General features: G+C 69.4%; 25 protein-coding genes. 7 read left to right on the top strand and 18 right to left on the bottom strand.

Annotation, left to right across the window (positions count from 1 at the left end; all coding sequences use genetic code 11):
• Positions 1 to 28: 28 nt before the first annotated feature.
• Positions 29 to 1,609 carry an amino acid permease gene (locus LOK44_RS29035; RefSeq protein ID WP_237573542.1) on the top strand — a complete coding sequence of 527 codons (1,581 nt, stop codon included), beginning with the start codon at positions 29 to 31 and terminating at the stop codon, positions 1,607 to 1,609.
• A gap of 4 nt (positions 1,610 to 1,613) precedes the next feature.
• Here LOK44_RS29035 and LOK44_RS29030 read toward each other — a convergent pair whose 3' ends face one another.
• The gene (locus LOK44_RS29030) at positions 1,614 to 2,192 is read right to left on the bottom strand and encodes a TetR/AcrR family transcriptional regulator (RefSeq protein WP_237573541.1); all 579 of its coding nucleotides are present in this window, start codon (positions 2,190 to 2,192) and stop codon (positions 1,614 to 1,616) included.
• Between the two features lie 61 nt (positions 2,193 to 2,253).
• Between LOK44_RS29030 and LOK44_RS29025 the strand changes: the two genes are divergently transcribed.
• The gene (locus LOK44_RS29025) at positions 2,254 to 2,661 is read left to right on the top strand and encodes a DUF6463 family protein (RefSeq protein ID WP_237573540.1); all 408 of its coding nucleotides are present in this window, start codon (positions 2,254 to 2,256) and stop codon (positions 2,659 to 2,661) included.
• On the opposite strand, the gene LOK44_RS29020 is transcribed toward LOK44_RS29025, so the two are convergent.
• The 4 genes from LOK44_RS29020 to map all read right to left on the bottom strand — a co-directional run bounded on the left by LOK44_RS29020 (position 2,639) and on the right by map (position 6,327).
• Positions 2,639 to 3,202: an alpha/beta fold hydrolase gene (locus LOK44_RS29020; protein ID WP_163918117.1), complete on the bottom strand. Its 564-nt coding sequence runs from the start codon at positions 3,200 to 3,202 to the stop codon at positions 2,639 to 2,641. The two genes, LOK44_RS29025 and LOK44_RS29020, sit on opposite strands and share 23 nt — an antisense overlap.
• 63 nt (positions 3,203 to 3,265) lie before the next feature.
• A complete protein-coding gene (locus LOK44_RS29015; protein ID WP_372481334.1) occupies positions 3,266 to 3,961 on the bottom strand; it encodes a hypothetical protein in 696 nt (231 codons plus the stop codon).
• Positions 3,962 to 3,970: 9 nt separating this feature from the next.
• A complete protein-coding gene (locus LOK44_RS29010) occupies positions 3,971 to 5,455 on the bottom strand; it encodes a cobyric acid synthase (RefSeq protein ID WP_283817948.1) in 1,485 nt (494 codons plus the stop codon).
• Positions 5,452 to 6,327, bottom strand: coding sequence for a type I methionyl aminopeptidase (map, locus tag LOK44_RS29005; RefSeq protein WP_237573539.1), 876 nt, complete (start codon positions 6,325 to 6,327; stop codon positions 5,452 to 5,454). Before map ends, LOK44_RS29010 begins: the two co-directional genes overlap by 4 nt.
• A 103-nt stretch (positions 6,328 to 6,430) precedes the next feature.
• Here map and LOK44_RS29000 point away from each other — a divergent pair, with 103 nt between their 5' ends.
• Complete coding sequence (locus LOK44_RS29000; protein WP_237573581.1) at positions 6,431 to 6,790, top strand: PaaI family thioesterase; 360 nt, start codon at positions 6,431 to 6,433, stop codon at positions 6,788 to 6,790.
• 35 nt (positions 6,791 to 6,825) lie between these two features.
• Here the strand turns inward: LOK44_RS29000 and LOK44_RS28995 are convergent, their stop codons facing one another.
• The 6 genes from LOK44_RS28995 to dxr all read right to left on the bottom strand — a co-directional run bounded on the left by LOK44_RS28995 (position 6,826) and on the right by dxr (position 14,108).
• Positions 6,826 to 7,434, bottom strand: a complete 609-nt coding sequence (locus LOK44_RS28995; RefSeq protein ID WP_237573538.1) for a DUF1707 SHOCT-like domain-containing protein — start codon at positions 7,432 to 7,434, stop codon at positions 6,826 to 6,828.
• A 24-nt stretch (positions 7,435 to 7,458) separates the two neighbouring features.
• Complete coding sequence (locus tag LOK44_RS28990) at positions 7,459 to 9,276, bottom strand: penicillin-binding transpeptidase domain-containing protein (RefSeq protein ID WP_237573537.1); 1,818 nt, start codon at positions 9,274 to 9,276, stop codon at positions 7,459 to 7,461.
• 333 nt (positions 9,277 to 9,609) lie between these two features.
• Positions 9,610 to 10,464: a GNAT family N-acetyltransferase gene (locus LOK44_RS28985; RefSeq protein ID WP_237573536.1), complete on the bottom strand. Its 855-nt coding sequence runs from the start codon at positions 10,462 to 10,464 to the stop codon at positions 9,610 to 9,612.
• A 55-nt stretch (positions 10,465 to 10,519) separates the two neighbouring features.
• A complete protein-coding gene (ispG, locus tag LOK44_RS28980) occupies positions 10,520 to 11,668 on the bottom strand; it encodes a flavodoxin-dependent (E)-4-hydroxy-3-methylbut-2-enyl-diphosphate synthase (protein ID WP_237573579.1) in 1,149 nt (382 codons plus the stop codon).
• Between the two features lie 32 nt (positions 11,669 to 11,700).
• Positions 11,701 to 12,930, bottom strand: coding sequence for a M50 family metallopeptidase (locus LOK44_RS28975; RefSeq protein WP_237573535.1), 1,230 nt, complete (start codon positions 12,928 to 12,930; stop codon positions 11,701 to 11,703).
• Positions 12,927 to 14,108 carry a 1-deoxy-D-xylulose-5-phosphate reductoisomerase gene (gene dxr / locus LOK44_RS28970; RefSeq protein WP_237573578.1) on the bottom strand — a complete coding sequence of 394 codons (1,182 nt, stop codon included), beginning with the start codon at positions 14,106 to 14,108 and terminating at the stop codon, positions 12,927 to 12,929. Before dxr ends, LOK44_RS28975 begins: the two co-directional genes overlap by 4 nt.
• A gap of 192 nt (positions 14,109 to 14,300) precedes the next feature.
• Between dxr and LOK44_RS28965 the strand changes: the two genes are divergently transcribed.
• Entirely contained in the window at positions 14,301 to 14,987 is a 687-nt protein-coding gene (locus LOK44_RS28965) for a fasciclin domain-containing protein (RefSeq protein ID WP_237573534.1), read from the top strand.
• Positions 14,988 to 15,147: 160 nt separating this feature from the next.
• A complete protein-coding gene (locus LOK44_RS28960) occupies positions 15,148 to 15,705 on the top strand; it encodes a fasciclin domain-containing protein (RefSeq protein WP_237573577.1) in 558 nt (185 codons plus the stop codon).
• A 56-nt stretch (positions 15,706 to 15,761) separates the two neighbouring features.
• Here the strand turns inward: LOK44_RS28960 and LOK44_RS28955 are convergent, their stop codons facing one another.
• Genes LOK44_RS28955 through LOK44_RS28940 form a run of 4 tightly spaced genes read right to left on the bottom strand, consistent with a single transcriptional unit; the run spans position 15,762 to position 19,066 of the window.
• Positions 15,762 to 16,541, bottom strand: coding sequence for an SDR family oxidoreductase (locus LOK44_RS28955; RefSeq protein WP_237573533.1), 780 nt, complete (start codon positions 16,539 to 16,541; stop codon positions 15,762 to 15,764).
• Positions 16,538 to 17,356 carry a MerR family transcriptional regulator gene (locus LOK44_RS28950; protein ID WP_237573532.1) on the bottom strand — a complete coding sequence of 273 codons (819 nt, stop codon included), beginning with the start codon at positions 17,354 to 17,356 and terminating at the stop codon, positions 16,538 to 16,540. The genes LOK44_RS28955 and LOK44_RS28950 overlap by 4 nt, the downstream gene beginning before the upstream one ends.
• A 46-nt stretch (positions 17,357 to 17,402) precedes the next feature.
• On the bottom strand, positions 17,403 to 18,179 hold the full coding sequence (locus tag LOK44_RS28945; protein WP_237573531.1) for a polysaccharide deacetylase family protein: 777 nt from the start codon (positions 18,177 to 18,179) through the stop codon (positions 17,403 to 17,405).
• A gap of 20 nt (positions 18,180 to 18,199) precedes the next feature.
• Entirely contained in the window at positions 18,200 to 19,066 is an 867-nt protein-coding gene (locus LOK44_RS28940; RefSeq protein ID WP_237573530.1) for a TIGR03619 family F420-dependent LLM class oxidoreductase, read from the bottom strand.
• Between the two features lie 59 nt (positions 19,067 to 19,125).
• Here LOK44_RS28940 and LOK44_RS28935 point away from each other — a divergent pair, with 59 nt between their 5' ends.
• Both LOK44_RS28935 and LOK44_RS28930 read left to right on the top strand, forming a co-directional pair.
• Entirely contained in the window at positions 19,126 to 20,424 is a 1,299-nt protein-coding gene (locus tag LOK44_RS28935) for a cryptochrome/photolyase family protein (protein WP_237573528.1), read from the top strand.
• Between the two features lie 92 nt (positions 20,425 to 20,516).
• Positions 20,517 to 20,771 (top strand): DUF2631 domain-containing protein, encoded by a 255-nt coding sequence (locus LOK44_RS28930; protein ID WP_163918129.1) that lies wholly within the window; start codon positions 20,517 to 20,519, stop codon positions 20,769 to 20,771.
• A 22-nt stretch (positions 20,772 to 20,793) separates the two neighbouring features.
• On the opposite strand, the gene LOK44_RS28925 is transcribed toward LOK44_RS28930, so the two are convergent.
• The 3 genes from LOK44_RS28925 to LOK44_RS28915 form a co-directional block, all read right to left on the bottom strand.
• Complete coding sequence (locus LOK44_RS28925; RefSeq protein ID WP_237573527.1) at positions 20,794 to 22,221, bottom strand: WS/DGAT/MGAT family O-acyltransferase; 1,428 nt, start codon at positions 22,219 to 22,221, stop codon at positions 20,794 to 20,796.
• Positions 22,222 to 22,351: 130 nt separating this feature from the next.
• Positions 22,352 to 23,272: an LLM class F420-dependent oxidoreductase gene (locus LOK44_RS28920; RefSeq protein WP_237573525.1), complete on the bottom strand. Its 921-nt coding sequence runs from the start codon at positions 23,270 to 23,272 to the stop codon at positions 22,352 to 22,354.
• Positions 23,272 to 24,474: an acyl-CoA dehydrogenase family protein gene (locus tag LOK44_RS28915; protein WP_237573524.1), complete on the bottom strand. Its 1,203-nt coding sequence runs from the start codon at positions 24,472 to 24,474 to the stop codon at positions 23,272 to 23,274. The genes LOK44_RS28920 and LOK44_RS28915 overlap by 1 nt, the downstream gene beginning before the upstream one ends.
• Between the last annotated feature and the right edge of the window lie 37 nt (positions 24,475 to 24,511).

Raw genomic sequence — 24,511 nt, 5'->3', positions numbered from 1 at the left:
GGCTCGGAACTCCAGAAGGAGTACGACAGTGCCAGAGGGTCACGAACTACTGGACGACGACGAACGACACCTCGCCTCGCTGGGCTACGCCCAGGAGCTGAACCGGAACTGGTCCGGGTTCAGCAACTTCGCCATCTCGTTCTCGATCATCTCGATCCTGGCGGGCTGCTTCACCTCGTTCGGCCTGGGCTGGAACAACGGCGGTCCCGCCGCCATCGCCTGGGGCTGGCCGATCGTCTCGGTGTTCATCCTCATCATCGGGCTGTGCATGTCGGAACTGGTCTCGGCCTACCCGACGTCCGGTGGAATCTACTGGTGGGCAGCGAAACTCGGCGGACCGAAGGCCGGCTTCTACACCGGCTGGCTCAACCTGATCGGGCTCATCGCGATCCTGGCGTCCGTCGCCTACGGCTGCGCGACGTTCCTCGACCTCACGCTCGGCACGTTCAGCGAGACGTGGCTCAACGGCTACAGCTTGACGAGGACCTTCGTCATGTTCGTCGTCATCCTGACGATATCGGCACTGATCAACATCTTCTCGTCGCATCTGCTCGCCGTCATCAACAACGTCTCGGTGTGGTGGCACGTCGCGGGCGCCTCCGCGGTGATCCTCATCCTGTGGCTGCTGCCCGAACAGCACGCAGGCTTCGGCGATGTGTTCGCCAAGACCATCAACAACAGCGGCATGTTCGGCGGTGAGACCTCGGGCATCGGGTTCCTGCTGTTCGTGCTCCCCATCTCGGCGATCCTCACGCAGTACACGATCACCGGCTACGACGCCTCGGCACACCTGTCGGAGGAGACCAAGAGCGCGGCCGACGGTGCAGCCAAGGGCATCTGGCGATCGATCTTCTACTCGGCCATCGGTGGCTGGATCCTGCTGCTGACGTTCCTGTTCGCGGTCAACGACTCCGACGCGGTGTCGGCGGGCGGCGGCGCCGTGGTCGGCATCTTCAACCAGGCCCTCGACTCGCAGTGGGTGGCGATCATCCTGTTGATCTCGACAGCGGGCCAGTTCTTCTGCACCACCGCGTGCCAGACCAGCTCGTCACGCATGCTGTTCGCCTTCAGCCGTGATCGCGCCGTTCCCGGCCACCAACTGTGGTCGAAGGTGAGCAGCAACAAGATCCCGGCCAACGGCGTCATCGTCACGGCGGTTCTCGCGATGGTCATCACGCTGCCCGCCCTCGTCGAGGTGGACATCAACGGCGCTCCGGTGCCCGTCGCGTTCTTCGCGGTGGTGTCGATCGGCGTGGTCGGCCTGTACCTCTGCTTCGCCGTACCGATCTTCCTGCGCTGGCGGATGGGTGACGACTTCGCCGTTGGCAAGTGGAACCTGCGCGGACACCACAGGTGGATGGCACCGGTCGCGGTCATCGAGATCGTCGTCACCTCGATCATCGCGATGTTCCCGACGTCCTCGGGCGGCGTGCCCTGGGGCGACGCGTTCGAGTGGAAGTACGTTAACTACACGCCGCTACTGGTCGGCGGCGTGCTGCTGCTGCTGTGGATCTACTGGCACGCATCGGTGAAGAAGTGGTTCACCGGTCCGATCAAGCAGGTCGAACTCACCGACACCGGTGACGAGGTCGTGCTGGACAGGCCCTGACGCGTCACCGCGTCAGCGCGTCGTAGAGCGTGTCGACGAATGCGTTCTCCGACAACGACCGTCGTGCCAGCGGCCCGGGCGCCCCGATGCTCAACTGGTAGATGCCGACGGTCAGCGTGATGGCCATCGCGGCCCGGCGCTGAGCCTCGGCCTCCGGCTGACCCAGTTCGACGAGTAGGTCCGCGACGTAGTCCAAGCGGCGTGCGACCACGCGCTCGACCGACGCCGTGACGCCCTCGCCGCCGGCTTCGAGGTAGAGCATCAGCTCACCGGGTGCCACGGTGCCGTCGAACGTCGACACCACGCGGGCGAGGAGGCGCCGGAGTCTGTCGGCCGCACCCTCCCCGCGCTCGGACTCGGCGATGATCGCCTCGGTGCTCTCGGCCTCCCAGGCGTCGATGGCCGTCTCCAGCAATGCCCGGCGATCGGTGAAGTGCCAGTAGAAGGACCCCTTCGAGATCCCGAGTGTGCGGGCCAGCGCCTCCACCCGGACCGCCGACGGCCCACCGGTTCGCAGCGCCCGCAGCGCCGCGGCGGCCCAATCCTCGCGCGTCACGGTGCCAGAAGGGCTTCTCGGCGGCATGTCCGTACGGTACCGTATGGAAATCCATACGGGCGCGTATGGAATCGACCCGGAGGGTGCCATGACCACCAACCACCTGCACCGCGTCGGCGCTGCGACCATCGCGACCGGCATCGGCCACAACCTGATCGGAGCGTGGCTCTACCGCCGCCAGCTCGCCGGATTCGTGCACGACGGCCTGGTCGACGCCGTGGAGAACTCGCGGCTGGACGGGGCGGAGCGGGGCCGGCGGGAAACGGCGCTGTGGTTCCTGATGTCGGGTGCGGCGTTCATGACGTTGGGTGCAGCCGTGCGACGCAGCGGTGCCGGCGACGGAGCCATCCGCCCGATCGCGACCGGCATGACCGCGATGGGCGCCGTCGGGGCCGTCGCGATGCCGAAGTCGGGGTTCTGGCTGCTGCTCGCCGAGGGGGTCGCGGCACGCCGGCTGAGCCGACGGCCGGCGATCACCAGGTACTCGTCCGCATGACGATCTCGGCCGCCAGCTGGGCCGTGGATTCCTGGGCGTTGCGTCGGCCCAGCAACTCGACAAGGCGGTAGTCGCCGTACACGTAGCGCTGGCTGGCCCTGGCCACCGCGCGAGCGGCCGGTGAGCTGACCAACGCGGTCGTATTCACCTCGACGGGCGGGCAGTCGGCGTCGCGGACGATTCCTGCCTGATCGGCCACGCACGGGTGACCGCGGTCGACCACGACCAATCCGATGAAGCGGTCGAGACGCGTGGCGGCCAACTCCCACGCCAGTTCGCCCCCCACCCGGTCACCGACGAGCAGCGCCCACCGGACGCCGAGCGCATCGAGGATGCCGATCACCGACTTCGCCGAGAGGTTGGGGTCCGGCCCGATCACGATGGTCTTCAGCGACGCGGTGTGCAGGCGTTGGCACACGCCGTCGTAGGCCGACGGCCCCTGGTGCGCGGCGCCGAGCAACACCACCACCGACCCCTGTTCGGGGCCTGAGACGTCGACGGTCGCGGCGAACCCGTCGACGGTGAGAACGGTCGAAGGCATCCGGCCACGCTACAGGCAATGATCATGCCGGGTGCGGGTTTCAACCGCCTTGGAACCCGACACTCAGCCGGTCTTCAGGCGTGCGGCCTGCCGAGCCGCGATCTCCATAAACGTTTGGGGCAACTCGGCTTTGACTGCGATGTCGGGATTCGGCGTCGGGAATGCGATGCCGAATAGGGCCGACGAACCGACGTTGCCGAACCAGAAGTAGACGCTGCTCTCGGCGCTGCCCAGTCGCATCGTCTGTTGGTACGCCAGCGTGTCGGCGCCCGTGGTGGTCAACCGCGCAGTGGTCATCGGAATTCCCGGCGACGACGAATCGAAGAACGCCTCGAATCGTGCACACCGCTGCGCCTCTGCGGCCAGCGCGTCGATGTCGAGGCGCCACGACAGCACGGTCATCGAGATCCGAGCGCCGTCGTAGCCGACGACGTACTCGATGGCGCTGCCGGGTCCGCGCTCGGCCGATTCCGCGATGACCCGTGTCAGTCCATCGGTGCACCCGGTCGGCTTCGACAGCATCGGCGGCGGGGCGCCCGCGCCGTCGGCCCTGCCGGGGTCGGCCTCGGCGCGGTCGTACCGGACACCGGGCGGGAAGTCCTCGGCGCGCAGGACGCCGCGCTCGAGCCGTGCGCCGGGCCAACTCGGGGTGCCCCCGACGACGGTGCCGTCGACCAGCGGAGCGCAGCCGCCGCCGACCACCGCCACGGTCACCAGCGCGGCGACGCGGGCACTCGATCGCCGGGAACGGCCGGTCACGGTTCCACGCTACTGGAGCGTCGACGCGATGATCGGCCGTCGCGGCGGCCCCTGCCGGGCGAGCCCGAGCAGGGCCTCGACGTCCACGTGCTGCTCGAGCAGGTCTGCGGTGAGGTCCAGTTGCCGGTCGCGGCGTGCCTGGACGTCGACGTCGCCGGCAACGGTGAAGCCGTACCGGCCGGCAGCCGTCGCCGCGTCGGCCAGCCACGCCCGGCGGACGTCGTCGTTGTCGAGCAGGCCGTGCCAGTGCGTGCCGTAGACGCGGCCCCGCCGGATGCCGATCCCGAGCCAGTCGTCGTCGCCGCTGCGCGCGACCCTGCCGTGGTGGATCTCGTAGCCGTGCAACGGGGTCTCCCAGTGCCGCAGCGTCTTCTCCGCGTCGAACTCGATGTCCGCGTCCAGCAGCGCGAGGCCGTCGACGTCGACGCTGCCCGACTCGACGGGATCGTCGATCCGGCGGCACAGCATCTGGAAGCCACCGCACACTCCCAGCACGGCACGTCCGGACGCGGCGTGGGCGGCGATGCCGTCGGCCAGACCCCGTTCGCGCAACCACCCCAGATCCGACACCGTCGCCTTGCTCCCCGGGATCACCACGACGTCGACGTCGGCGAGGTCGGCAGGGTCGGCGACCCACCGCACCAGCACGCCGGGTTCGCACGCCAGCGCCTCGACGTCGGTGGTGTTCGAGATCCGCGGCAGCCGGATCGCAGCCACCGTCAGCCATTCCGTGCCGCGCGGCGCGCCGGGCCTGCCGACCGTGCGATGGACGTCGACCGACAACGAGTCCTCGGCGTCGAGCCACAGTTCGTCGCTGTACGGCACCACGCCGTAGGTGGGGCGCCCGGTCAGGTCGCGCAACTGGTCCAGACCCGGCGCGAGCAGCGCGGGGTCACCGCGGAACTTGTTGACCAGGAAGCCGGCGATCAGTCTCTGGTCGTCGGGTTCGAGGACTGCGACCGTGCCGAACAGGTGCGCGAGGAGTCCGCCCCTGTCGATGTCGCCGACCACGACGACGGGAAGATCCGCCGCACGCGCCAAGCCCATGTTGGCAAGATCGGTTGCGCGCAGGTTGATCTCGGCGGGCGATCCGGCGCCCTCGCACACGACGACGTCGAATTCGCTTCGCAGGGAGGTCAACTCGTCCAGCACGATCTCGGCGAGGTGCGCGCGGTACCGGAAGTAGTCTCCCGCCCGAACCGTCCCGGTGACCTTGCCCCGGACGACGAGTTGCGACGTGCGGTCGGAGCCGGGCTTGAGCAGGACGGGATTGAACCGCGTGCTGGGCGCCAGACCCGCCGCACGCGCCTGCATCGCCTGGGCGCGGCCGATCTCGCCGCCGTCGGCGGTGACCGCCGAGTTGTTCGACATGTTCTGCGCCTTGAACGGCGCGACCCGCACCCCACGGCGCGCCAGCAGCCGGCACAGACCGGCGACCACCATGGACTTGCCCGCGTCCGACGTGGTGCCTGCGACCAGCAGCGCGCCGCTCAACTATCCGGCAGCGTCAGGACGTCGGCTCCGTCGTCGGTGACGACCAGGGTGTGCTCGAACTGCGCCGTCCACTTCTTGTCGCGGGTCGCCACGGTCCAGCCGTCGTCCCAGATCTCGTAGTCCAGTCCGCCCAGGTTGATCATCGGCTCGATGGTGAAGGTCATCCCGGGTTCGAGGATGGTCTCAGACGCGAGACGGTCGGCCGGAGAATCGTAGTGCAGGACCACCAGACCGTTGTGGAAGGTGGTGCCGATTCCGTGGCCGGTGAAGTCGCGAACGACGTTGTAGCCGAACCTGTTCGCGTAGGCCTCGATGACCCGGCCGACGACCGAGAGGGCGCGCCCCGGCTTGACGGCCTTGATGGCGCGCATCGTGGCCTCGTGCGTGCGCTCGACGAGCAGCCGGTGCTCCTCGGACACGTCGCCGGCCAGGAACGTGGCGTTGGTGTCGCCGTGCACTCCGTCTATGTACGCGGTGACGTCGATGTTGACGACGTCGCCGTCGGAGATCACCGTCGAGTCCGGGATGCCGTGGCAGATGACCTCGTTGAGCGACGTGCAGCAGGACTTCGGAAAACCCTTGTAGCCCAACGTCGACGGGTAGGCGCCATGGTCGACCATGTACTCATGCGCGATGCGGTCCAGCGCGTCGGTGGTGACGCCGGGCGCGACCGCCCTGCCCGCCTCGGCAAGCGCGTTCGCCGCGATGCGTCCGGCGACGCGCATCTTCTCGATTACCTCGGGGGTCTGCACCCACGGTTCGTCGCCCTCGCGCACGGTCGGCTTCCACGCGTACTCCGGCCGCGGGATCGCGGCCGGGACCGGCAGTGTCGGCGAGAGGTCACCGGGGCTCAGAGCAGTGCGTACAGCCATCGGACAAGCCTAATTGGTCGGCGCGGGGACCGGCGGGCACCAGCGGTAATGGTGTTACCGTACGGCGGTGATCGAAGAGGGACACATCCTGCGCCGACTCGGCATGCGCGACGTCGAGGAATGCCTCGACCAGGGCAACGAGCGGCTGGTGATCGAGATGGACAACCGCCCCGATCTGGTCAACATCCGCGGTGCCCTGCAGGGCGGGCTGGTGGCCACGCTCATCGACATCGTGGCCGGGCGGCTCGCAGGCGAGGTCGCCGGGGCCGGCAAGGACGTCACCACCGCCGACATGAACGTGCACTTCCTCGCGCCGATCGTCGAGGGACCCGCGCGGGCCGAGGCCACGATCGTGCGGGCGGGACGGCGGCTGATCGTCACCGCGGTCGAGGTATACGACGCGGGCGCGCATCGCCTGGCGACGCGGGCCACGCTCACCTTCGCGGTGCTCGAACCCCGGTAGTCTGCTCCTCGCGCAAGCGCTCGTCGGCGATGACCCTAGCCGCGGCGGATGCGACCCAACCCGGCGCGCCTCGGCCCGCGGATGTCGATCGACCCGCACACGCTGCGGCCGGTGAGGACGACGTGCGGCCTGCCCTCGGCGGGGGCATCCTTGCGGTGGTCGCGCGCGCTGCCGACGATCACCTCGACGTCGTCGATCGAGGCGCTGGCCCCTTCCGGCAGCCGGATGTCGACCGAGCCGAACTTCATGTCGAGTTCGATGACGACGATGGGCCCCGCGAAGCGCGCCTTGGTGAGATCGAGGTCCACCGACCCCATCCGGCGGTGCAGCGCGAGCCGGGTGGGCACCACCCACTCCCCCTGGCGCTTCAGCGATCCGAGCACGCCGCGTAGTTCGACGCGGTCCGTTGCGGTGGTGACGATGGCGCCGGGACCTGGCAGGTCGCCGACGAGTGCGGCCAGTTCGGCCTGCAGCCGGGCGCCCGCGACCGCGGCGGACCGCTCCTCGAACTCGTCGATGTCGATGAGCCCGAGCGCGACCGCGTTGTGCAGGCGCCGCAGCGTGCCGTTGCGATCGGCGTCCGATATGCGCAGCGCGTCCGCGGCTGTCACCGCTGGTGGGCGGGCGAGGTGCTCGTCGGTCATGGCAGCGTCAACGTTACCGCTGCTTCAGGCGAGGTAGTCCGACGGCAGTCCACCGAACATGTCGCCGACCATCCGGACGGCGTACTCCGAACTGCCACCGCCGACGATGAGTGCGGCGAAGGCCATGTCGCCGCGGTAGCCGGCGAACCACGCGTGCGAGCCGCCCGCGAACTCGGCCTCACCGGTCTTGCCGCGCACGTCGCCCGCATCGCCGAGGTCCTTGGCGGTGCCGTTCGTGACGACCAGTCGCATCATGGGTCGCAGACCGTCGACCATCTTCGGCGAGATGGGTGCGCCCGCGTCGGTCACCTCGGTAGGCCTGCCCGCGATCAGCTGCGGCACGGGCGTCTTGCCGGCCGCGACGGTGGCCGCGACCAGTGCCATGCCGAACGGGCTGACGAGCACCTTGCCCTGGCCGAAGCCGTCCTCGGTGCGCTCGGCCAGGTTCACCGTGGGCGGCACCGAGCCGGTGACGGTGGTGATGCCGTCGACGACGTAGTCGGGGCCGATGCCGTACTGCGCGGCCGCGTTGGTCAGGCCTCGCGGCGGCATCTTGCTGGCGAGTTCGGCGAACGTCGTGTTGCACGAGCTGGCGAAGGCGCGTGACAGCGGCACCGTGCCCAGGTCGAAGCCGCCGTAGTTCGGCACGGTGCGATGCCCGATGTCGAGGTGGCCAGGGCAACCGAGCAGGGTGTTGGGCGTCGCCATGTCGCGGTCGATCGCGGCACCGGCGGTGACGATCTTGAACGTCGAGCCGGGCGGGTAGAGGCCCATGGTCGCGGTCGGGCCGTCCTGGTCGGCGGCGGCGTTTTGCGCGACCGCGAGGATCTCCCCCGTCGACGGCTTGATCGCCACGATCATGGCCTTCTTGCCGACCATGTCGACGGCGTCCTGCGCGGCGTTCTGCACGGCGCGGTCCAGGCTGATCGTGACCGAGGGAGCCGGCGCGCCGGGGACCTCGTTGAGCACGTCGACCTCGGCGCCGTTCTGGTTGACGCTGACGATCCGCCAGCCGGCCTCGCCGTCGAGTTGGTCCATGAGCGACGTCTTGACCTGGTTCACGATGGCCGGCGCGAAGCCGTCGTCGGTGGGCAGCAGGTCGGGCTGCGGGGTGACGACCACACCGGGCCGGTTGGCGAGCATCCCCTGGACGCGGTCGTGGTCGGCCTGGTTCAGCGTCACCAGGCTCATTGGGCGCGGCGACGAACTGGCCTGCTCGGCGAGGCGCTGGCCGTTGAGCGCGGGGTCGAAGGGGCGCAGCGCGTCGGCCACCGCGGTGGCGGTCGGCATCAACTCGGCCCCGGCGGCGCGGGCGTCGAGGGCGTAGCCGTACCGGTAGCCGGGCACCAGCACGTCGGTGCCGCCGTGTTCGTTGACCGAGGCCCGGCGCGGCGGGTCCGACCGCAGCGCGAACTTCTGATGCTGTCCGAGCTTGGGGTGCAGACCCGCTGCGCTCCAACGGACTTCCCAGCGTCCCTCGTCGCGGATCATGTTGAGCTGACCGTCGTAGCTCCAGGTGCGGTTCTTCGGCAGGTGCCACGTGTAGCGGTACTTCACGCTGCCGGTGTCCTCGGCGTAGCGCGAGCCGGTGACCGTCGCCTCGAGGGAGGTCGCCTGCAGGCCCTTCCACGCTTCGTTGAGCGCCTCGCGTGCCTCGGCGGGCTGGTCGGCCAGATCGGCGGCCGCCGCGGTGTCGCCCTTGCCCAGCGCGGTGAAGAAGGCCTCGGCCGTCGGCTCGGGCCCCTGCGGTTTTGGGGTGCATGCACTGAGCGCGCCTGCGGCGAGGACGGTGACCGTCATCAGCGCTGCGACGCGCGATACAGATGAGGTTATCGATGCCATTGAGGCTGATGTTAAGAGTGTGACGACCGGATGCGTCGGAGGCGCACCGAGATCGCATCGTGATCGGTCCGTGTTCGGTCGGCGACTGGACGCTGCCGAACCACATCAGTCACGCCAGTCACTGGCCGGCGCGGCCCGGTCGACTCGCCGATGTTCCATCTAACGAGCGAATTCGACGGCGGCTCACCCCTGGACTCGACGGACGCGACCTCCGTTCTCGAGATTCGCTCGTCAGGTGGGACAACCCGCAGTCGAGTCGCGCAAGCCGCGCGGTGACGGGTGTGAAGTCTGGGGTTCGCGTGACCCGACGCCTCTCGCGGCCGGGCCCATGGGCTAGTCGAGCAGGACGGTGGCGAACGTGCCGACCTGGTTGAAGCCGATTCGGTCATACGTCGCGCGGGCGACGGTGTTGAACGCGTTGACGTAGAGGCTCGCGATGCGGCCGCTGCGCACCACGGCGCCGGCAAGGGTCGCCGTCCCGGCCGCGCCGATGCCGCGACCACGCCACTCCGGATGCACCCACACGCCCTGGATCTGGCCAACGGCAGGCGACTGAGACCCGACCTCGGCCTTGAACACGACCTCGCCGCGCTCGAACCGGGCCCACGCGCGGCCTGCCGCGATCAGACCCGCGACGCGCCTGCGGTACCCGCGGCCGCCGTCGCCGAGCCGGGGATCGATGCCGACCTCGCCGATGAACATGTCGATGGCCGCGACCAGGTAGGCGTCCAGCTCGTCCATCCGCACGGGGCGCACGCCCGCGTCGAGTGCGCACGTCGGCTCGCGGTCGAGCGCCATCAGCGGTTGGTCGTCGCGGACGTCACGCGCTGGGCCCCAAGCCCTTTCGAGCCGCGACCACATCGGCAGCACCAGATCGGCGTGCCCCACCAGCGACGAGCACCGCCGAGGCGAACTCATCGCCTTGTCGGCGAACGCGACGACGTCGGCCGGGTCACCGCGCAGCGGGATGAGGTTGGCGCCTGCGAAGCACAGTGACTGGGTGGGCTCGCGTCGCGTCCACAGTTCCCCGCCGATGGCCGTCGGGTCCACGCCGTGATCGGCGACCCGCGAGGCGACCATGCAGGAGCCGACGGGATCTTCGGCGAGGACGCGGTGCACCGCCGCTGGATCGCGCACGACCGTCACGCGTCGCTCGTCGGCGATGCGGAAGAGCGGAGGAGCCGACATGGGGACTCTTTCTGCGGCGATGCGGTCTGCGGTGACCCCGCTCACAGGGTCGTGCTCAGCTTACGGTCACCACGGGTGCACCGCTCGAACTTGCCGCGGGGCCGTTTTCCGTGTTCATCTCCTCGGCGATGCGCATCGCCTCTTCGATCAGCGTCTCGACGATCATCGACTCGGGCACCGTCTTGATGACGTCGCCGCGCACGAAGATCTGGCCCTTGCCGTTGCCCGACGCCACGCCGAGGTCGGCCTCGCGCGCCTCGCCCGGTCCGTTCACCACGCACCCCATGACGGCTACGCGCAGCGGTACGTCCATGCCCTCGAGACCCGCCGACACCTCGTTGGCGAGTGTGTACACGTCGACCTGGGCGCGGCCGCACGACGGGCACGACACGATCTCCAGGCCACGGGGCCGCAGGTTGAGCGATTCGAGGATCTGGTTTCCGACCTTGATCTCCTCGACCGGCGGGGCGGACAGCGACACCCGGATGGTGTCGCCGATGCCGCGCGAGAGCAGCGCACCGAACGCGACGGCCGACTTGATGGTGCCCTGGAATGCCGGACCGGCCTCCGTGACGCCGAGGTGCAGGGGGTAGTCGCACTTGGAGGCGAGCAACTCGTAGGCGGCAACCATGATGACCGGGTCGTTGTGCTTGACGCTGATCTTGATGTCGCCGAAGCCGTGGTCCTCGAACAGCGACGCCTCCCACAGGGCGGACTCGACGAGCGCCTCGGGCGTGGCCTTGCCGTACTTCTCCATGAACCGCTTGTCCAGCGACCCGGCGTTGACGCCGATGCGGATCGGGATGCCCGCCGCGCCTGCCGCCTTCGCGACCTCCTTGACCCGGCCGTCGAACTCCTTGATGTTTCCGGGGTTCACGCGCACCGCGGCACAGCCGGCGTCGATGGCCGCAAAGATGTACTTGGGCTGGAAGTGGATGTCGGCGATCACCGGGATGTTCGCCTTCTTGGCGATCGCGGGCAGCGCGTCGGCATCCTCCTGCCGCGGGCACGCCACGCGGACGATGTCGCAGCCCGACGCGGTCAACTCGGCGATCTGCTGCAGCGTCGCGTTGATGTCATGGGTCTTGGTGGTGCACATCGACTGCACCGCGATCGGGTGGTCGCTGCCGACCCCGACGTCGCCGACCATGAGCTGACGGGTCTTGCGGCGCGGCGCCAGGGTGGGCGCCGGTGGCGCCGGCATGCCCAGGCCGATGGAGGTGGTCACGAGTTCTCCTACTGGAAGATCCTGATGGGGTTGACCAGGTCGGCGGTGACGGTCAACAGCATGTACGCGCCCACCACGGCCAACACGACGTAGGTGGCGGGCATCAACTTGAGGTAGTTCACCGGGCCGCCGGCGACCAGGCCGCGCGCACGGCGCACCATGTCGCGCAGCTTCTCGTACGTCGCGACCGCGATGTGGCCGCCGTCGAATGGCAGCAGTGGCAGCAGGTTCACCGCACCCAGCACGAAGTTCAGCTGCGCGAGGAAGAACCAGAACATGACCCACAGGCCGCGGTCGACGGTGTCGCCGCCGATGATGCTGGCGCCGACGACGCTGATCGGCGTCTCCTTGTCGCGCTCCTCTCCACCGATGGCGTCGACGAGCGCGCCGACCTTGCTGGGGATCTTCGCGAGCGACTTGCCCAGCTCGACCGCGAGGTCTCCGGTGAACGCGAACGTCGCGGGTACCGCCGAGAGCGGGTTGTACTGCGTCGGGCCGAACGTCGCGGGCGCGATGCCGACGGCGCCGACGGGTGTCGGCGCGGTGGCGTCGGCCGAGGTGAATCGGTCGGCGCGGGTCACGTCGACGGTGGTGGTGAACTCGCGCTGCTGCCCGTTCTCGTCGCGGAGCACGGTGAACGCCGTAGGGCCGTCGAGCTTGCGGACCGCGGCGACGAGTTCGTCGAAGTTCGCCACGTCGGTGTCACCGACCTTGGTCACGACGTCGCCGGTCTGGATGCCCGCCAGCGCGGCGGGGCCCGGTCCGGTGCACTCGCCCAGCTCCTCCTTGGAGATCTGCGAGGCGACGCAGGCGGTCTCGCCGACCATGGCGTTGGTGGGCTGGTTGAGGTTCGGCAGACCCCAGGCGATCGCGATGCCGTAGATCAGGGCCAGGCCGATGATGAAGTTCATGCCCGGTCCGGCGAACAGCACGGCGACGCGCTTCCACACCTTCTGGCGGTACATCGCGTACGGGCGGTCCTCGGGCGCCAGTTCCTCGACCGACGTCATGCCCGCGATGTCGCAGAACCCGCCGAGCGGTACCGCCTTGACCCCGTACTCGGTCTGGCCGAGCCGGTTGGGTCGCATGGTCGACCAGATCGTCGGACCGAAGCCGACGAAGTAGCGACGCACCTTCATGCCGGTCGCGCGCGCGACCCACATGTGTCCGCATTCGTGCAGGGCCACCGAGATCAGGATGGCCAGGGCGAAGAGCACGATGCCCGTGACGAACATCATCGAGTTCCCAAGACCTCCTGTGTCGCGCTCGCGTGGGGCTTCAGAGCGCTCCGGGCCCTGGCCCGGGCCCAGTCCTGCGCTTCGAGTACGTCTTCCACGGTAGCCGGTTGCGCTGCCCACTGGTCTGAGGCGTGCAGCACGTCACCGATGGTTCGCACGATGGCCGGGAAGCCGATCCGACCCGCCAGGAACGCCTCGGCCGCCTCTTCGTTGGCGGCGTTGTAGACCGCGGTCATGCAGCCTCCCACCGTGCCTGCGTGTCGGGCCAGGTCGACGGCGGGGAACACCTCGTCGTCGAGCGGCTCGAACTCCCAGGTCGCGGCGGTGGTCCAGTCGCACGCCGCAGCGGCCCCCGGCACGCGGGCGGGCCAGCCGAGAGCCAGGGCGATCGGCAGCTTCATGTCGGGCGGGCTGGCCTGGGCGATGGTGGACCCGTCGACGAAGGTGACCATCGAGTGGATGATCGACTGCGGGTGCACGACGACGTCGATGCGGTCGTACGGCACGCCGAACAGCAGATGCGTCTCGATCAGTTCGAGCCCCTTGTTCACCAGCGACGCCGAGTTCAACGTGTTCATCGGGCCCATCGACCACGTCGGGTGGGCGCCGGCCTGTTCGGGCGTCACCGCGTCCAGCGCGTCGGCCGTCCAACCGCGGAACGGTCCACCCGACGCCGTGAGAACCAGCCGGGCCACCTCGTCGGGCGTTCCGCCGCGCAGACACTGCGCCAGCGCGGAGTGTTCGGAGTCGACCGGAACGATCTGTCCCGGTGCCGCGGCCTTGACGACCAGTGGTCCGCCCGCGACCAGGGACTCCTTGTTGGCCAGCGCGAGCCGGGCGCCGGATTCGAGGGCGGCGAGCGTCGGTCGCAGGCCCAACGCCCCGACCAGGGCATTCAGTACGACGTCGGCTTCGGTCTCCTCGACGAGCCGGGTGGCGGCGTCGGGTCCGGCGTAGGTGACGTCGCCCATCCGGTCGGCCGCCCCGGGGTCCGCGACCGCCACGTTCGTGACGCCGGTCGCGGTGAGTTGGCGGGCCAGCAGGTCGGCGTTGGCACCGCCCGCGGCGAGACCCACGACCTCGAAGCGGTCGGGATTGGCCGCGATCACCTCGAGCGCCTGGGTACCGATCGACCCCGTGCTGCCGAGCACCAGAACGCGTAGCCGATCGCCGGTCATCGCTGCCCGCGCGTGCGCTCGTCGGTTGTCACTCACTCATTGTGCCGCCCGGCTGCCGCAGGTCCGAATTGTGACGCGACTGTGACGCAAGTCGCCTCGTCCCATCCATCCCCCAGGTCGGCGCGAATCACCCACGTCATCGACCTAGGGCCGCGGCTCCGCAGCCCCAGACACATTGGAGTGTGATCAGCAATGAATTCAGCTCACCGCAGGGTGATCGCCGCAGCAAGCCTGAGCGCGATTGCCGCCTTCGGCGCAGTTGCGTGTTCGAGTGAGACTGCCAATGAAGGGTCGAGCAGCGCGAGCAGCGCCGCCTCGAGCGTCACGAGTTCCTCGTCGTCGCCGACGGAGACCTCGACCGCCATGGCCGACCCCGCCGCCAACCTCGTCGGCGCGAGCTGCGCGGCCTACGCCGAGCAGGTGCCCTCGGGCCCCGGCTCGGTCGCAGGCATGGCGATGGACCCGGTCGCCACCGCGGCGTCCAACAACCCGATGCTCACGACGCTGACCTCGGCGCTCACGGGCAAGCTCAACCCGAACGTCAACCTGGTCGACACGCTGAACGGCGGTGAGTTCACCGTGTTCGCGCCGACCGATGAAGCGTTCGCCAAGATCGACCCGGCCACCATCGAGACGCTCAAGACCGACACGGATCTGCTGACCAGCATCCTGACCTACCACGTCGTGCCCGGCCCCGGTGCCGCACCGGCCGACGTCCCGGGTGAGCACAAGACGGTGCAGGGCGCCAACGTCACCGTCACCGGCGAGGGCGAGAGCCTGAAGTTCAACGACGCCGGCCTGGTGTGCGGTGGCGTGCAGACCGCCAACGCGACCGTCTACATGATCGACACCGTCCTCATGCCGCCGGCCGCCGGCTAGATCCACCCCAAGACCCACGAGTGGCGCCCCGGCGCATCATCCCCGTGCTCGCGTCGGGGCGCCCCTCGTGCCTGAACGTTTCTCCACTTTGAAAGGTGCTACCGCAATGAACCTGATGGACCACACCAAGAAGGCCGTGACGGGCGCCTCGATCGCTGGCATGGCGTTCGCAGGAATCCTGCTCTCCAACGGCGTTGCCGCTGCGGATCCCGCAGCCGGACTGATCGGACCGGGGTGCGCCGGCTACGCCGCGCAGAACCCCATGGGCCCCGGATCCGTTGTTGGCATGTCGATGGATCCCGTCGCCACCGCAGCGTCGAACAACCCGATGCTCAAGACGCTGACCGCGGCCGTCTCCGGCCAACTCAACCCCGAGGTGAACCTCGTCGACACGCTCAACGGCGGTGAGTTCACGGTGTTCGCGCCGACCGACGACGCGTTCGCCAAGATCGACCCGGCCACCATCGACAAGCTCAAGACCGACGCTCCCCTGCTGACGAGCATCCTCACCTACCACGTGGTCCCCGGACGCGTAGCGCCCGCCGACCTGGCCGGGATGCACAAGACGGTCGAGGGCAAGGACGTCACCGTCACCGGCATGGGCAACGACCTGAAGGTGAACGACGCATCGGTCGTCTGCGGCAACGTGCAGACCGCCAACGCGAACGTCTACCTCATCGACACGGTGCTGATGCCCCCGGCGCAGCCCGCGATGTAATCGCACCTCACGCAGAAGGCGGTCCGGCCCATTGGCCGGGCCGCCTTCGTCGTCAGTCAGATCGTGCGGACCGTCCCGCCGTCGACGACGACGTCCGCCCCCACCACCGATGCCGCCGCGTCCGATACCAGGAACCCGACCACCTCGGCCACCTCCTCGGGCTGGGCCGGGCGGCCGAGCGGGATGCCGCCCAGCGAAGCCATCACCGACTGGAGCGCCGCCGCCTCGTCACCGTCGGCGCCCGCCGCGATGCGCTTGATCAGCGCGTCGGCGGCGCTGGTCCTGATGAAGCCTGGCGACACCATGTTCACCCGGATGCCCTTCGGCGCGAGTTCGTCGGCCAGCCCCTTGCCATAGGTGCGCAGCGCGGCCTTGGCTGCGGCGTAGCCGAGTGTGCCGTCGTACAGCGGCAGTCGGCTCTGGATGGAGCCGACGTGCACGATGGCGCCTCGGCCGGCCTCGATCATCGCCGGTATCAACGCACGGTCCAAGCGTACGGCGCCGAGCAGGTTGAGATTCAGCTCGTTGGCCCAGTCGTCGTCGGTGAGGGTGACGAATCCGCCTGCGGGTGAGGATGATCCACCGGCGACGTGTACCAGGATGTCAATGCATCCGTGGCCGGCTACGTGGTCGGCGACGGTGCGGGCACCGTCGGCCGTGGTGAGATCCGCGGCGACGAAGTCGACGGATCCGTCGGCGTCGTCTGGGCGGTTGCGGGCCACGGCGGTGACGTGGGCGCCCGCCACCCGGAGTCGCGCGACGACTGCCGCGCCCGCGCCCTTGCTTCCGCCCGTGACGAGCGCTCGTCGGCCATCCAGGCTCAGTGCGGCGCTCATGATGCCGACCGATCGGACCGGAAGACGGGCCAGCAGAGGTCGGTCATCCACTGCGACGAGTCCTCGGTGTCCCAGATGAAGCGGTCGTAGTACTCGCGCAGCGGTGCCTCCACGCTGATCTCGTGTCGGGTGGCGTAGGCGCCGAGTTCGGAGTACGCCAGGTCGACGTCGTCGTGCGGTCCGCGGTGTCGGATCACGACGAGTTCGGCTGCGGGAACTGTTATTCCGCGTACCCGCCCGGCGGCGCCGAGTTCACCGGCCACGGGCACGAACGCCGTCGCGGGTCCGCAATCGGTGGCGAAGACCTCGAAGGAGTAGAGCCCGCCGACCGGGCCGTCGCGGCGCACTCCGCGTGACTCGGTCACGTCGATCAGTTCAGCTGCGGCGTCGAGGAACCACTGCGCCAGGTCGTCGCGGTCCACCTCGTCGGCGTGGATGGCCAGTGCCCGTTGCGCGGGGACACTGCGGTGCTCGAGTCCGGGTGTACCTGCCGGACGGTCCAGGATCGCCCGCAGGGCCTCGACCGCGGCCTGCGTCCCGGCCAGCCTCGCCTCGAGACGGGCCAGGTGGGCGCCGATCAGCGCATTGCGGTCGTCGGGGTCGGCGGCCAGCACCGACTTGACCTCGGGTACGGGCATGTCGAGGTCGCGCAGCCTGCGCACCACCTGGGCGCTCGCCGCCTGATCCCTGCTGTAGTAGCGGTATCCGGTGTCGGGGTCGACGCGCGCGGGCGTAACGAGTCCGACGTCGTGGTAGTGCCGCAGGGTCTTGACGCTGAGTTGCGTCATCCTGGAGAAGTCGCCGATCGTGAGCATGCCGCCAGTCTGGGGTCTCCCCCTGCGGGAGGGTCAAGGGATCACTTCACGCCCCCGGCGGGAAGGTGCGCACCCAGTGCTCGGCGATGTCGATCCGTCGTGCGATCCACACGCGGTCGTGCGCCCGGACGTGGTCGATGAAGCGCTCCAACGCGGCGGCGCGCCCCGGCCGCCCGGCCAGCCGGCAGTGCAGACCGACCGACATCATCTTCGGCGCACCCGCCTCCCCCTCGGAGTAGAGCACGTCGAAGGCGTAGGAGTCGGAGTCGTAGAGAAATCCGCCGTGCTCGACCACCAGCCCCCGGGTGTGCGGGGAGTCGCGGCCGGTGTACCAGCCCCGGGGTGCGGCGCCGGTCAACTCAGCGAGCATCGACACCGCCCGCGCCATGTGTTCGCGCTCGATCTCGGGATCGGCCAGTTGGTAACTCAGCCAGCGCAATCCGTGGCAGGCGATTTCGTCACCGCGGGCAGCGAATGCGGCGACGGCCTCGGGGTGGGTTGCCAGCGCGGTCGCCACGCCGAAGACGGTCAGCGGCATGTCGTGTCGGTCGAACATCCGCAGCAGCCGCCACAGCCCGGCCCGCGATCCGTACTCGTAGAGCGACTCGACGCTCATGCGTCGGTTCGGAAACGGTTGCGCCCCAACGACATCGGAGAGGAACGTCTCCGACGCGGCATCGCCGTGGAGGACGTTGCTCTCGCCGCCCTCTTCGTAGTTCAGCACGAATTGCACGGCGATGCGCGCCTCGCCGGGCCACTTCGGGTCGGGCGGATGTGCGCCGTACCCGACCATGTCGCGCGCGCGGTCAGGCGGATTCGTCATGCTGCGATTGTCGCAGCGCGTCACCGGACTTTCGCGATGACCGTCTCGGCGAACCGTTCGATCGGCGCACGGAACTCCTCGACGCCCGCGCCCGGCTCGGTGGCGCCCATCCACGGCGCGCACATGACGGCGGTGATGCCTGCGTCCTCGGCCCGCCGGTACAGATCCGCGGTCGGCGCCTCGAGCAGGGCGAGCATGATCTCGAAGGGTTCGTCGCCGCGGCCGTACTCGCGGCGCAGTGCGCGCAGTCGCTCGACTTGGCCCACCGCGTCGTCCCACCCGTAGGCCGCACCGACCCACCCGTCGCACAGTCGGGCCGCGCGGCGCATCGCCGCCTCCGATTCGCCGCCGCACATGATCGGCACCGGGCCGGGTGGGTGTGGCTCGATCATCAACTCCGGCACCCGGTAGTGCTCGCCGGTCCAGGACACCCAACCTCCCTGCCACAGCGCGCGCAGCGCGGGGATCATCTCGTCGAGACGCTTGCCGCGGTTGCCGAAGGACTGCCCGAGCAGCTCGAACTCCTCGCGCATCCACCCCGCCCCGACCGTCAGCGCCACCCGCCCCTGGGACACCACGGCCGCGGTGGCGACCTGCTTGGCGACCTCGAGCAGCGGACGCGCGGGCGCGACGTAGACGGCGTTGGTGAACCGCAGTCGCGTGGTGGTGGCGGCCATCGCGCCGATCATCACCCAGGAATCCGGCCACGCCGTCTCCGGCGGCCACGGCGGGGCGTCGGCGCCCGACGGATAGCGCGACCTCAGCTCGCGAGGGTAGATCAGGTGATCGGCGCAGATCATCCCGTCGTAGCCCGTCTCGTCGAGCATGCGGGCAACCGCGAGCGCGTCGGCGGTGTCGAGGAACGCGGTGCCGGACCAGAACTGCATCGGCACAGACTGCCTCACCCGGGTGTTTCCGCATTGGGGAATCCGGGCAGAGTCAGGGCATGCCCACGCTGCTGTGGTTCCGCCGCGACCTGCGCCTCCACGATCTGCCCGCGGCGCTGGACGCCGCTGCAGGCGACGGTGAGGTGCTGGCCTGCTACGTCCTCGATCCCCGTCTGCACGCGTCGTCGGGCGCGCGCAGGCTGCGCTACCTCTACGACGCGCTGCGGGACCTTCGCGACGGTCTCGACGGCAGACTCCTGGTGACCAGTGGACGTCCCGAGGACCGGATTCCCGCGTTGGTCAAGGCGGTCGGGGCCACCGCGGTGCACGTGTCGGAGGACTTCACGCCGTTCGGCACCCGTCGCGACGCGGAGGTTCGCGCCGCGCTCGGTGACGTACCGCTGGAGGGGTCGGGTTCGCCGTATCTGGTCTCACCCGGTCGCGTCACCAAGGACGACGGCACGCCGTACAAAGTGTTCAGCCCGTTCTTCACGGCGTGGAAGCAGCATGGCTGGCGCGGACCGGCGAAGACCGGCCCGAAGACGGCGACGTGGATCGACCCGTCCGCCGTCGGTGGCATCGAGAACGAGGACATTCCACGGGTCGACGTCGACATCGACATCGCGGCGGGCGAGACTGCGGCGCGCGCGGCGTGGAAGCACTTCGTCGCGCATCGTCTCGACGACTACGCCGACGACCGCAACCGCCCCGACATCGACGGCATCAGCCGGATGTCAGCCCACCTGAAGTTCGGGGCGATCCATCCGCGGACCATGGTGCCCGACCTCGGCAGCGGCAAGGGAGCGCAGGCCTACCTCCGAGAGCTGGCGTTCCGCGATTTCTACGCGAACGTCCTCAACGAGTGGCCGCACAGCGTCTGGTGGAACTGGAACAAGGCGTTCGACGGCATCGAGGTCGACGAGGGGCCGGAGGCACAGCAGCGGTTCGAGGCGTGGAAGGCGGGACGCACCGGCTTCCCGATCGTCGACGCAGGCATGCGGCAGCTCTCGCAGAGCGGCTTCATGCACAACCGGGTGCGGATGATCACTGCGTCGTTCCTGGTGAAGGATCTGCATCTGCCGTGGCAGTGGGGTGCCCGCTGGTTCCTCGACCAGCTCGTCGACGGCGACATGGCCAACAACCAGCACGGCTGGCAGTGGACGGCAGGCTGTGGCACCGACGCGGCACCGTTCTTCCGGGTCTTCAACCCGACCACTCAGGGCGACAAGTTCGATCCCGACGGCGCGTACGTCCGCCAGTGGCTGCCCGAAGCGGGAACCGACGACTACCCCGAACCGATCGTCGACCACAAGGTCGAGCGTCTCGAGGCGCTGCGCCGGTACGAAGGGATCCGCTGAGCGGCCCACCCAGCCTCTGTACGACGCCTCGTCGTAGGGCCGGGCCGCCTGTGTCAGAATGGCCGTGAACACCCCGACCGTGAGGAGCACCCGTGGCCAACACCGAGGTCGAGCGATACACCGGCGTCGACGTCGAGGACGTGCCCTCGGCAGGCTGGGGATGGTCGCGCGAGAGTCCCCGCGTCATCCACGTCTTCGGGATCGTGATCGGCATCTTCCTGCTGACGATGCTGCGCGGCAATCACACCGGACGCGTCGAGGACATCTTCGTCATCCTGTTCGCCGTTGGCATCTTCTTCTTCGTCGGCCGCGACTGGTGGCTGCGCCGCCGCGGCTGGACCCGCTAGCCCCTTTTGGGAAGGCGACCGGTCAGACGGTTACCGGCGGAAGCACGTCCCCGACGGACGTCAGTTCGCCCGACAGTCCCGCAGCGATCCGCGTCTCGACGAACGCGCGGGTGATCGCGTCGGTGACCTCGTGCGGGTCGTCGGTCGTCAGGTCGTCGGTCAGCACCGAGACGTCGAGTTGGTCGACGTAGCTCCACACCGTGACGTTCATGCCGCTGCCCACCACCAGTGGTCCCACCGAGTAGATCTCGCTGATCGACGCGCCGTCGATGGAGCCGCGCTCCCGCGGCCCGCGGACGTTCGAGATGGTCAGGTTCATGACTGCGCTGGTGCCCATGCGCTTGGACTGCCACCGGAACGCGGCGGGCGCGACCGACGGTGGCAGGTAATTCATCCACGACGGCAGCAGGCTGGGCCCGAGCAGTTCGTGGTTCTCCTTGGCGATCCGCGTCGCCGTCCCGGTCAGCCGAACGCGCTCCACCGGGTCGGCGACGTGCACCGCCAGTGACGGTGTCATGTACGTGAACTCGTTGCCCACCAAGCGATCCGGGTTGCCGTAGCTGACCGGCACGCCCGCGATCAGCGGCACGTCGGCCGCACCGTCGTACCGGATCAGCAGCTCGCGCAGCGCGCCCGCGACGACCGCGAGCACGATGTCGTTGAGGGTGACCCCGAGCGCCTTGGCCGTCTCCTTGACGTCGCACAGCGCCAGCGGTGCGGTCGCGAAGCGCCTGCCCGGCGACACGACGTGGTTGAGGAACGTGTCCGGCGGCGCGAAGTTCGACGCGAGCCCCGCCGTCGCACCCCGCTCCCTGGCCCGGCGCCGCACGCGCACGACACCGAGTCCCGTCTGGGCGAGCAGTCCGGGCAGGCGCCGGATCTGCCGGGCGTGGTCACGGCCCGCCGCCAGGACCAGGCCGGCCGTGGTGCGCTCGGCATCGGTGGTGCGCAGCGCCGGGGTCGGCAACTCCGGCGGGTGCGGCTGGATCGCCCACGCCATCTGGTTCGCCGAGGCGACGCCGTCGGCCAGGACGTGATGCACCTTGTGCACGATCGCGATCCTGCCGCCCGCGAGTCCGTCGGCAACGTACATCTCCCACAGCGGCCTGCTGCGATCCAATGGCGTGCTGGCGATCTCGCCGATCACCCGGTCGAGTTCACGCCTACCGCCCGGCGCCGGTACCGACACCCGCCGCAGGTGGTAGTCGAGGTCGATCTCGGCGTTCTCGACCCACATCGGGTGGTGCAGCTTGAACGGAATGTCGACCAGTTGGTAGCGCAGGGGTTTCAGCTCGTGCAGACGTTCGCTCGCGATGCGACGGAACAGCTCGTGGGTGAAGCCGCCCGGCATGCCCGACACGTCGACCACGCCGATCTTCAGCGTGTGCATGTGCGTCTCGGGCGCCTCGCTGTACAGCAGCAGGGCGTCCACACCGTTGAGCCGCCGCACAGGGCCTCCAGCCGTCGTCGTCGCACCCTGTGTACCCCATCCTCCGGCGAGCGTGCGTGTTTGCGGCAGACACGCCGGGCGAGAACCCGAGTTCGCGCACGCTCGCGCCGGGCGGGGTGACGGCGGCCGGTCAGCCGGCTGCGATGACGAGCCGGCCGAACCGGTCGATCGCCTCGGTGGCGTGGGCGAGGCTGTCGCCGGGCACCTGCACCTGGACCCAGGTGACGCCGATGGCAGCGAGTTCGGCAGCGCCGTCGAGGAAGGCGTCGGCATCGAAGCCGTCGTCGCCCGGCACTCCCCCTGCTGCGTTCGTGAAGGTGACGTCGAGCGTCGCCGGGTCGCGCCCGATCGCCTCGCAGCGGCGATGCAGGTCGGCGATCCCCGCCCTCAGGTCGTCGAGGGTCTCCAGCGGTGCCGTGCGCGCAGTCTGCGCCAGCAGGGCGGGCGCCGGAAACGGACACCACCCTGCGCCGAACTCCGCGACGCGGCGCCGCGCAGCGCCGGTGTTGCCACCGATCCAGATCGGCGGATGCGGATCCGAGGTGGGTCTGGGGTGCGCGGTGATTCCGCTCGCGGTGAAGTGCCTGCCCTCGAACGACACGTCGTCGCCCGTCCAGACGGCGCGGATCACCTCGAGTGCCTCCTCGACGAGGCCACCGCGCTCGTCGAAGTCGACACCGAGCGCGGCGAATTCGCGCCGCAAGTAGCCCACCCCGACGGCGAGCGTGAACCGGCCGCCGGACAGGACGTCGAGCGTCGCGCCTGCCTTGGCGACGACGAACGGGTTGCGGTACGGCAGCACCACGACGTTGGGGATCAGGCGCAGCGTGGTGGTGTGGGCGGCCGCGAAGCCCATCGCCACGAACGGATCGAGCGCGTCGTGCCCGCCGGACTGCAGCCACTTCTGCGTGGGCGCTGGGTGATCGGTGAAGCCGAACCCCGAGAATCCGGCCCGTTCGGCGGCCACGGCCACCGCGGCGACGCCCGCCCCCGTGACCAGTTCCGGGTTGTACGGGTGGCTGTGCATCGGGTGGGTGAACGTGTAGCGCATCAGGACGCCCCAGCCTTCCGGGCCGATCGGGCCGCGTACGACGGCCGCCCCAGACCGAGGGCGTGCTGGGCGATCATGTTTCGGAACACCTCCAGCGTGCCGCCGTAGACGCCCATCGGCGAGGCCAACCGGAAGAGGTATTCCGCACCGCCGTCGTCGGCGGCCCCTTCGGTTCCCCTCGTCAACCCTCCGGCGGAGCCCAGGACGTCCATCAGTTCCGGTGTCACCTCTCGCATCGCCTGCGCGATCGCGACCCGGCCGAACATGCCTGCGGTGCTGGCGGCGACCTCGGTCCGCGCGATGGCCCGGCCGAGCCGGTAGGCCACGGAATCGTCGTCCATCGCCCGCCTGCCGTACTCGTCGGGGCTTCCCGCGACGGCGGCGACCCGGTCACACCCCTCGGCGAGCAGCAGCAGGTGCTCGGTCATGACGGCGAGCTTCTGCAGACCGTCGGCTTCGGCTGCGACGGTGCCGTGTTCGGCGTCGAGCGCCCCGCGCAGGACCACCCAGCCGCCGTCGACCTCACCGATGCGATACCGGTCGGGAATCCGGACGTCGGTGTAGTACGTGATGTTGGTGCGGTCTCCGTCGACGGTGCGGATGCCCTGGATCTCGACCCCCGGCGTGTCCAGCGGCACCAGGAACATCGTCAGGTTCTGGTGTTTCGGCGCATCCGGATTCGTGTTGGTGATCAGGAAGACGTACTGGGCGTTGTGGGCGTTCGACGTGAACATCTTGGAGCCGTTGACGATCCAGTGGTCACCGTCGCGCACCGCCCTGGTCTTGCAGGTGGCGACGTCCGAGCCGCCGTCGGGTTCGGTGTAGCCGAGGCACAGCCGGAGCCGTCCCGCCAGCACGCCGTCGAGCACCTCGTCGACGAGTTCGTCGGAGCCGAACCGTTCGACCGACTTGGCGACCATCGCCGTTGTGCCCCAGTGGAACCACGGCGTGTGCGCACGGCCGATCTCCAGCTCCCAGATCCGCCGCTGCACGCGCCTGAACCCACCGTCGGCGGCATCACGGTAGTCGCGCTCGAGGTAGCGCTGCTCACCGAGCGCGAGATGGACTGCCTCGTCGAAGTTCTCGCCGGTTCTGCGGTCGCGTTCGATCACCTCGTCGGTGACGACGGCTGCCAGGAACCCGGCGAGCCGGGCCTGGAACTCCGCGTCCTCGTCGGAGAGTTCGACCCGTGAGAAGTCCATTGGTCGTGCTTAACACCGGCTCGGATATTTGTAAAGC

Source organism: Mycolicibacterium lacusdiani (genome assembly GCF_021916785.1).
GTDB lineage: Bacteria > Actinomycetota > Actinomycetes > Mycobacteriales > Mycobacteriaceae > Mycobacterium > Mycobacterium lacusdiani.
The sequence above is the reverse complement of the archived record's forward strand: the minus strand, read 5'-3'. Positions and strand labels throughout refer to the sequence as shown.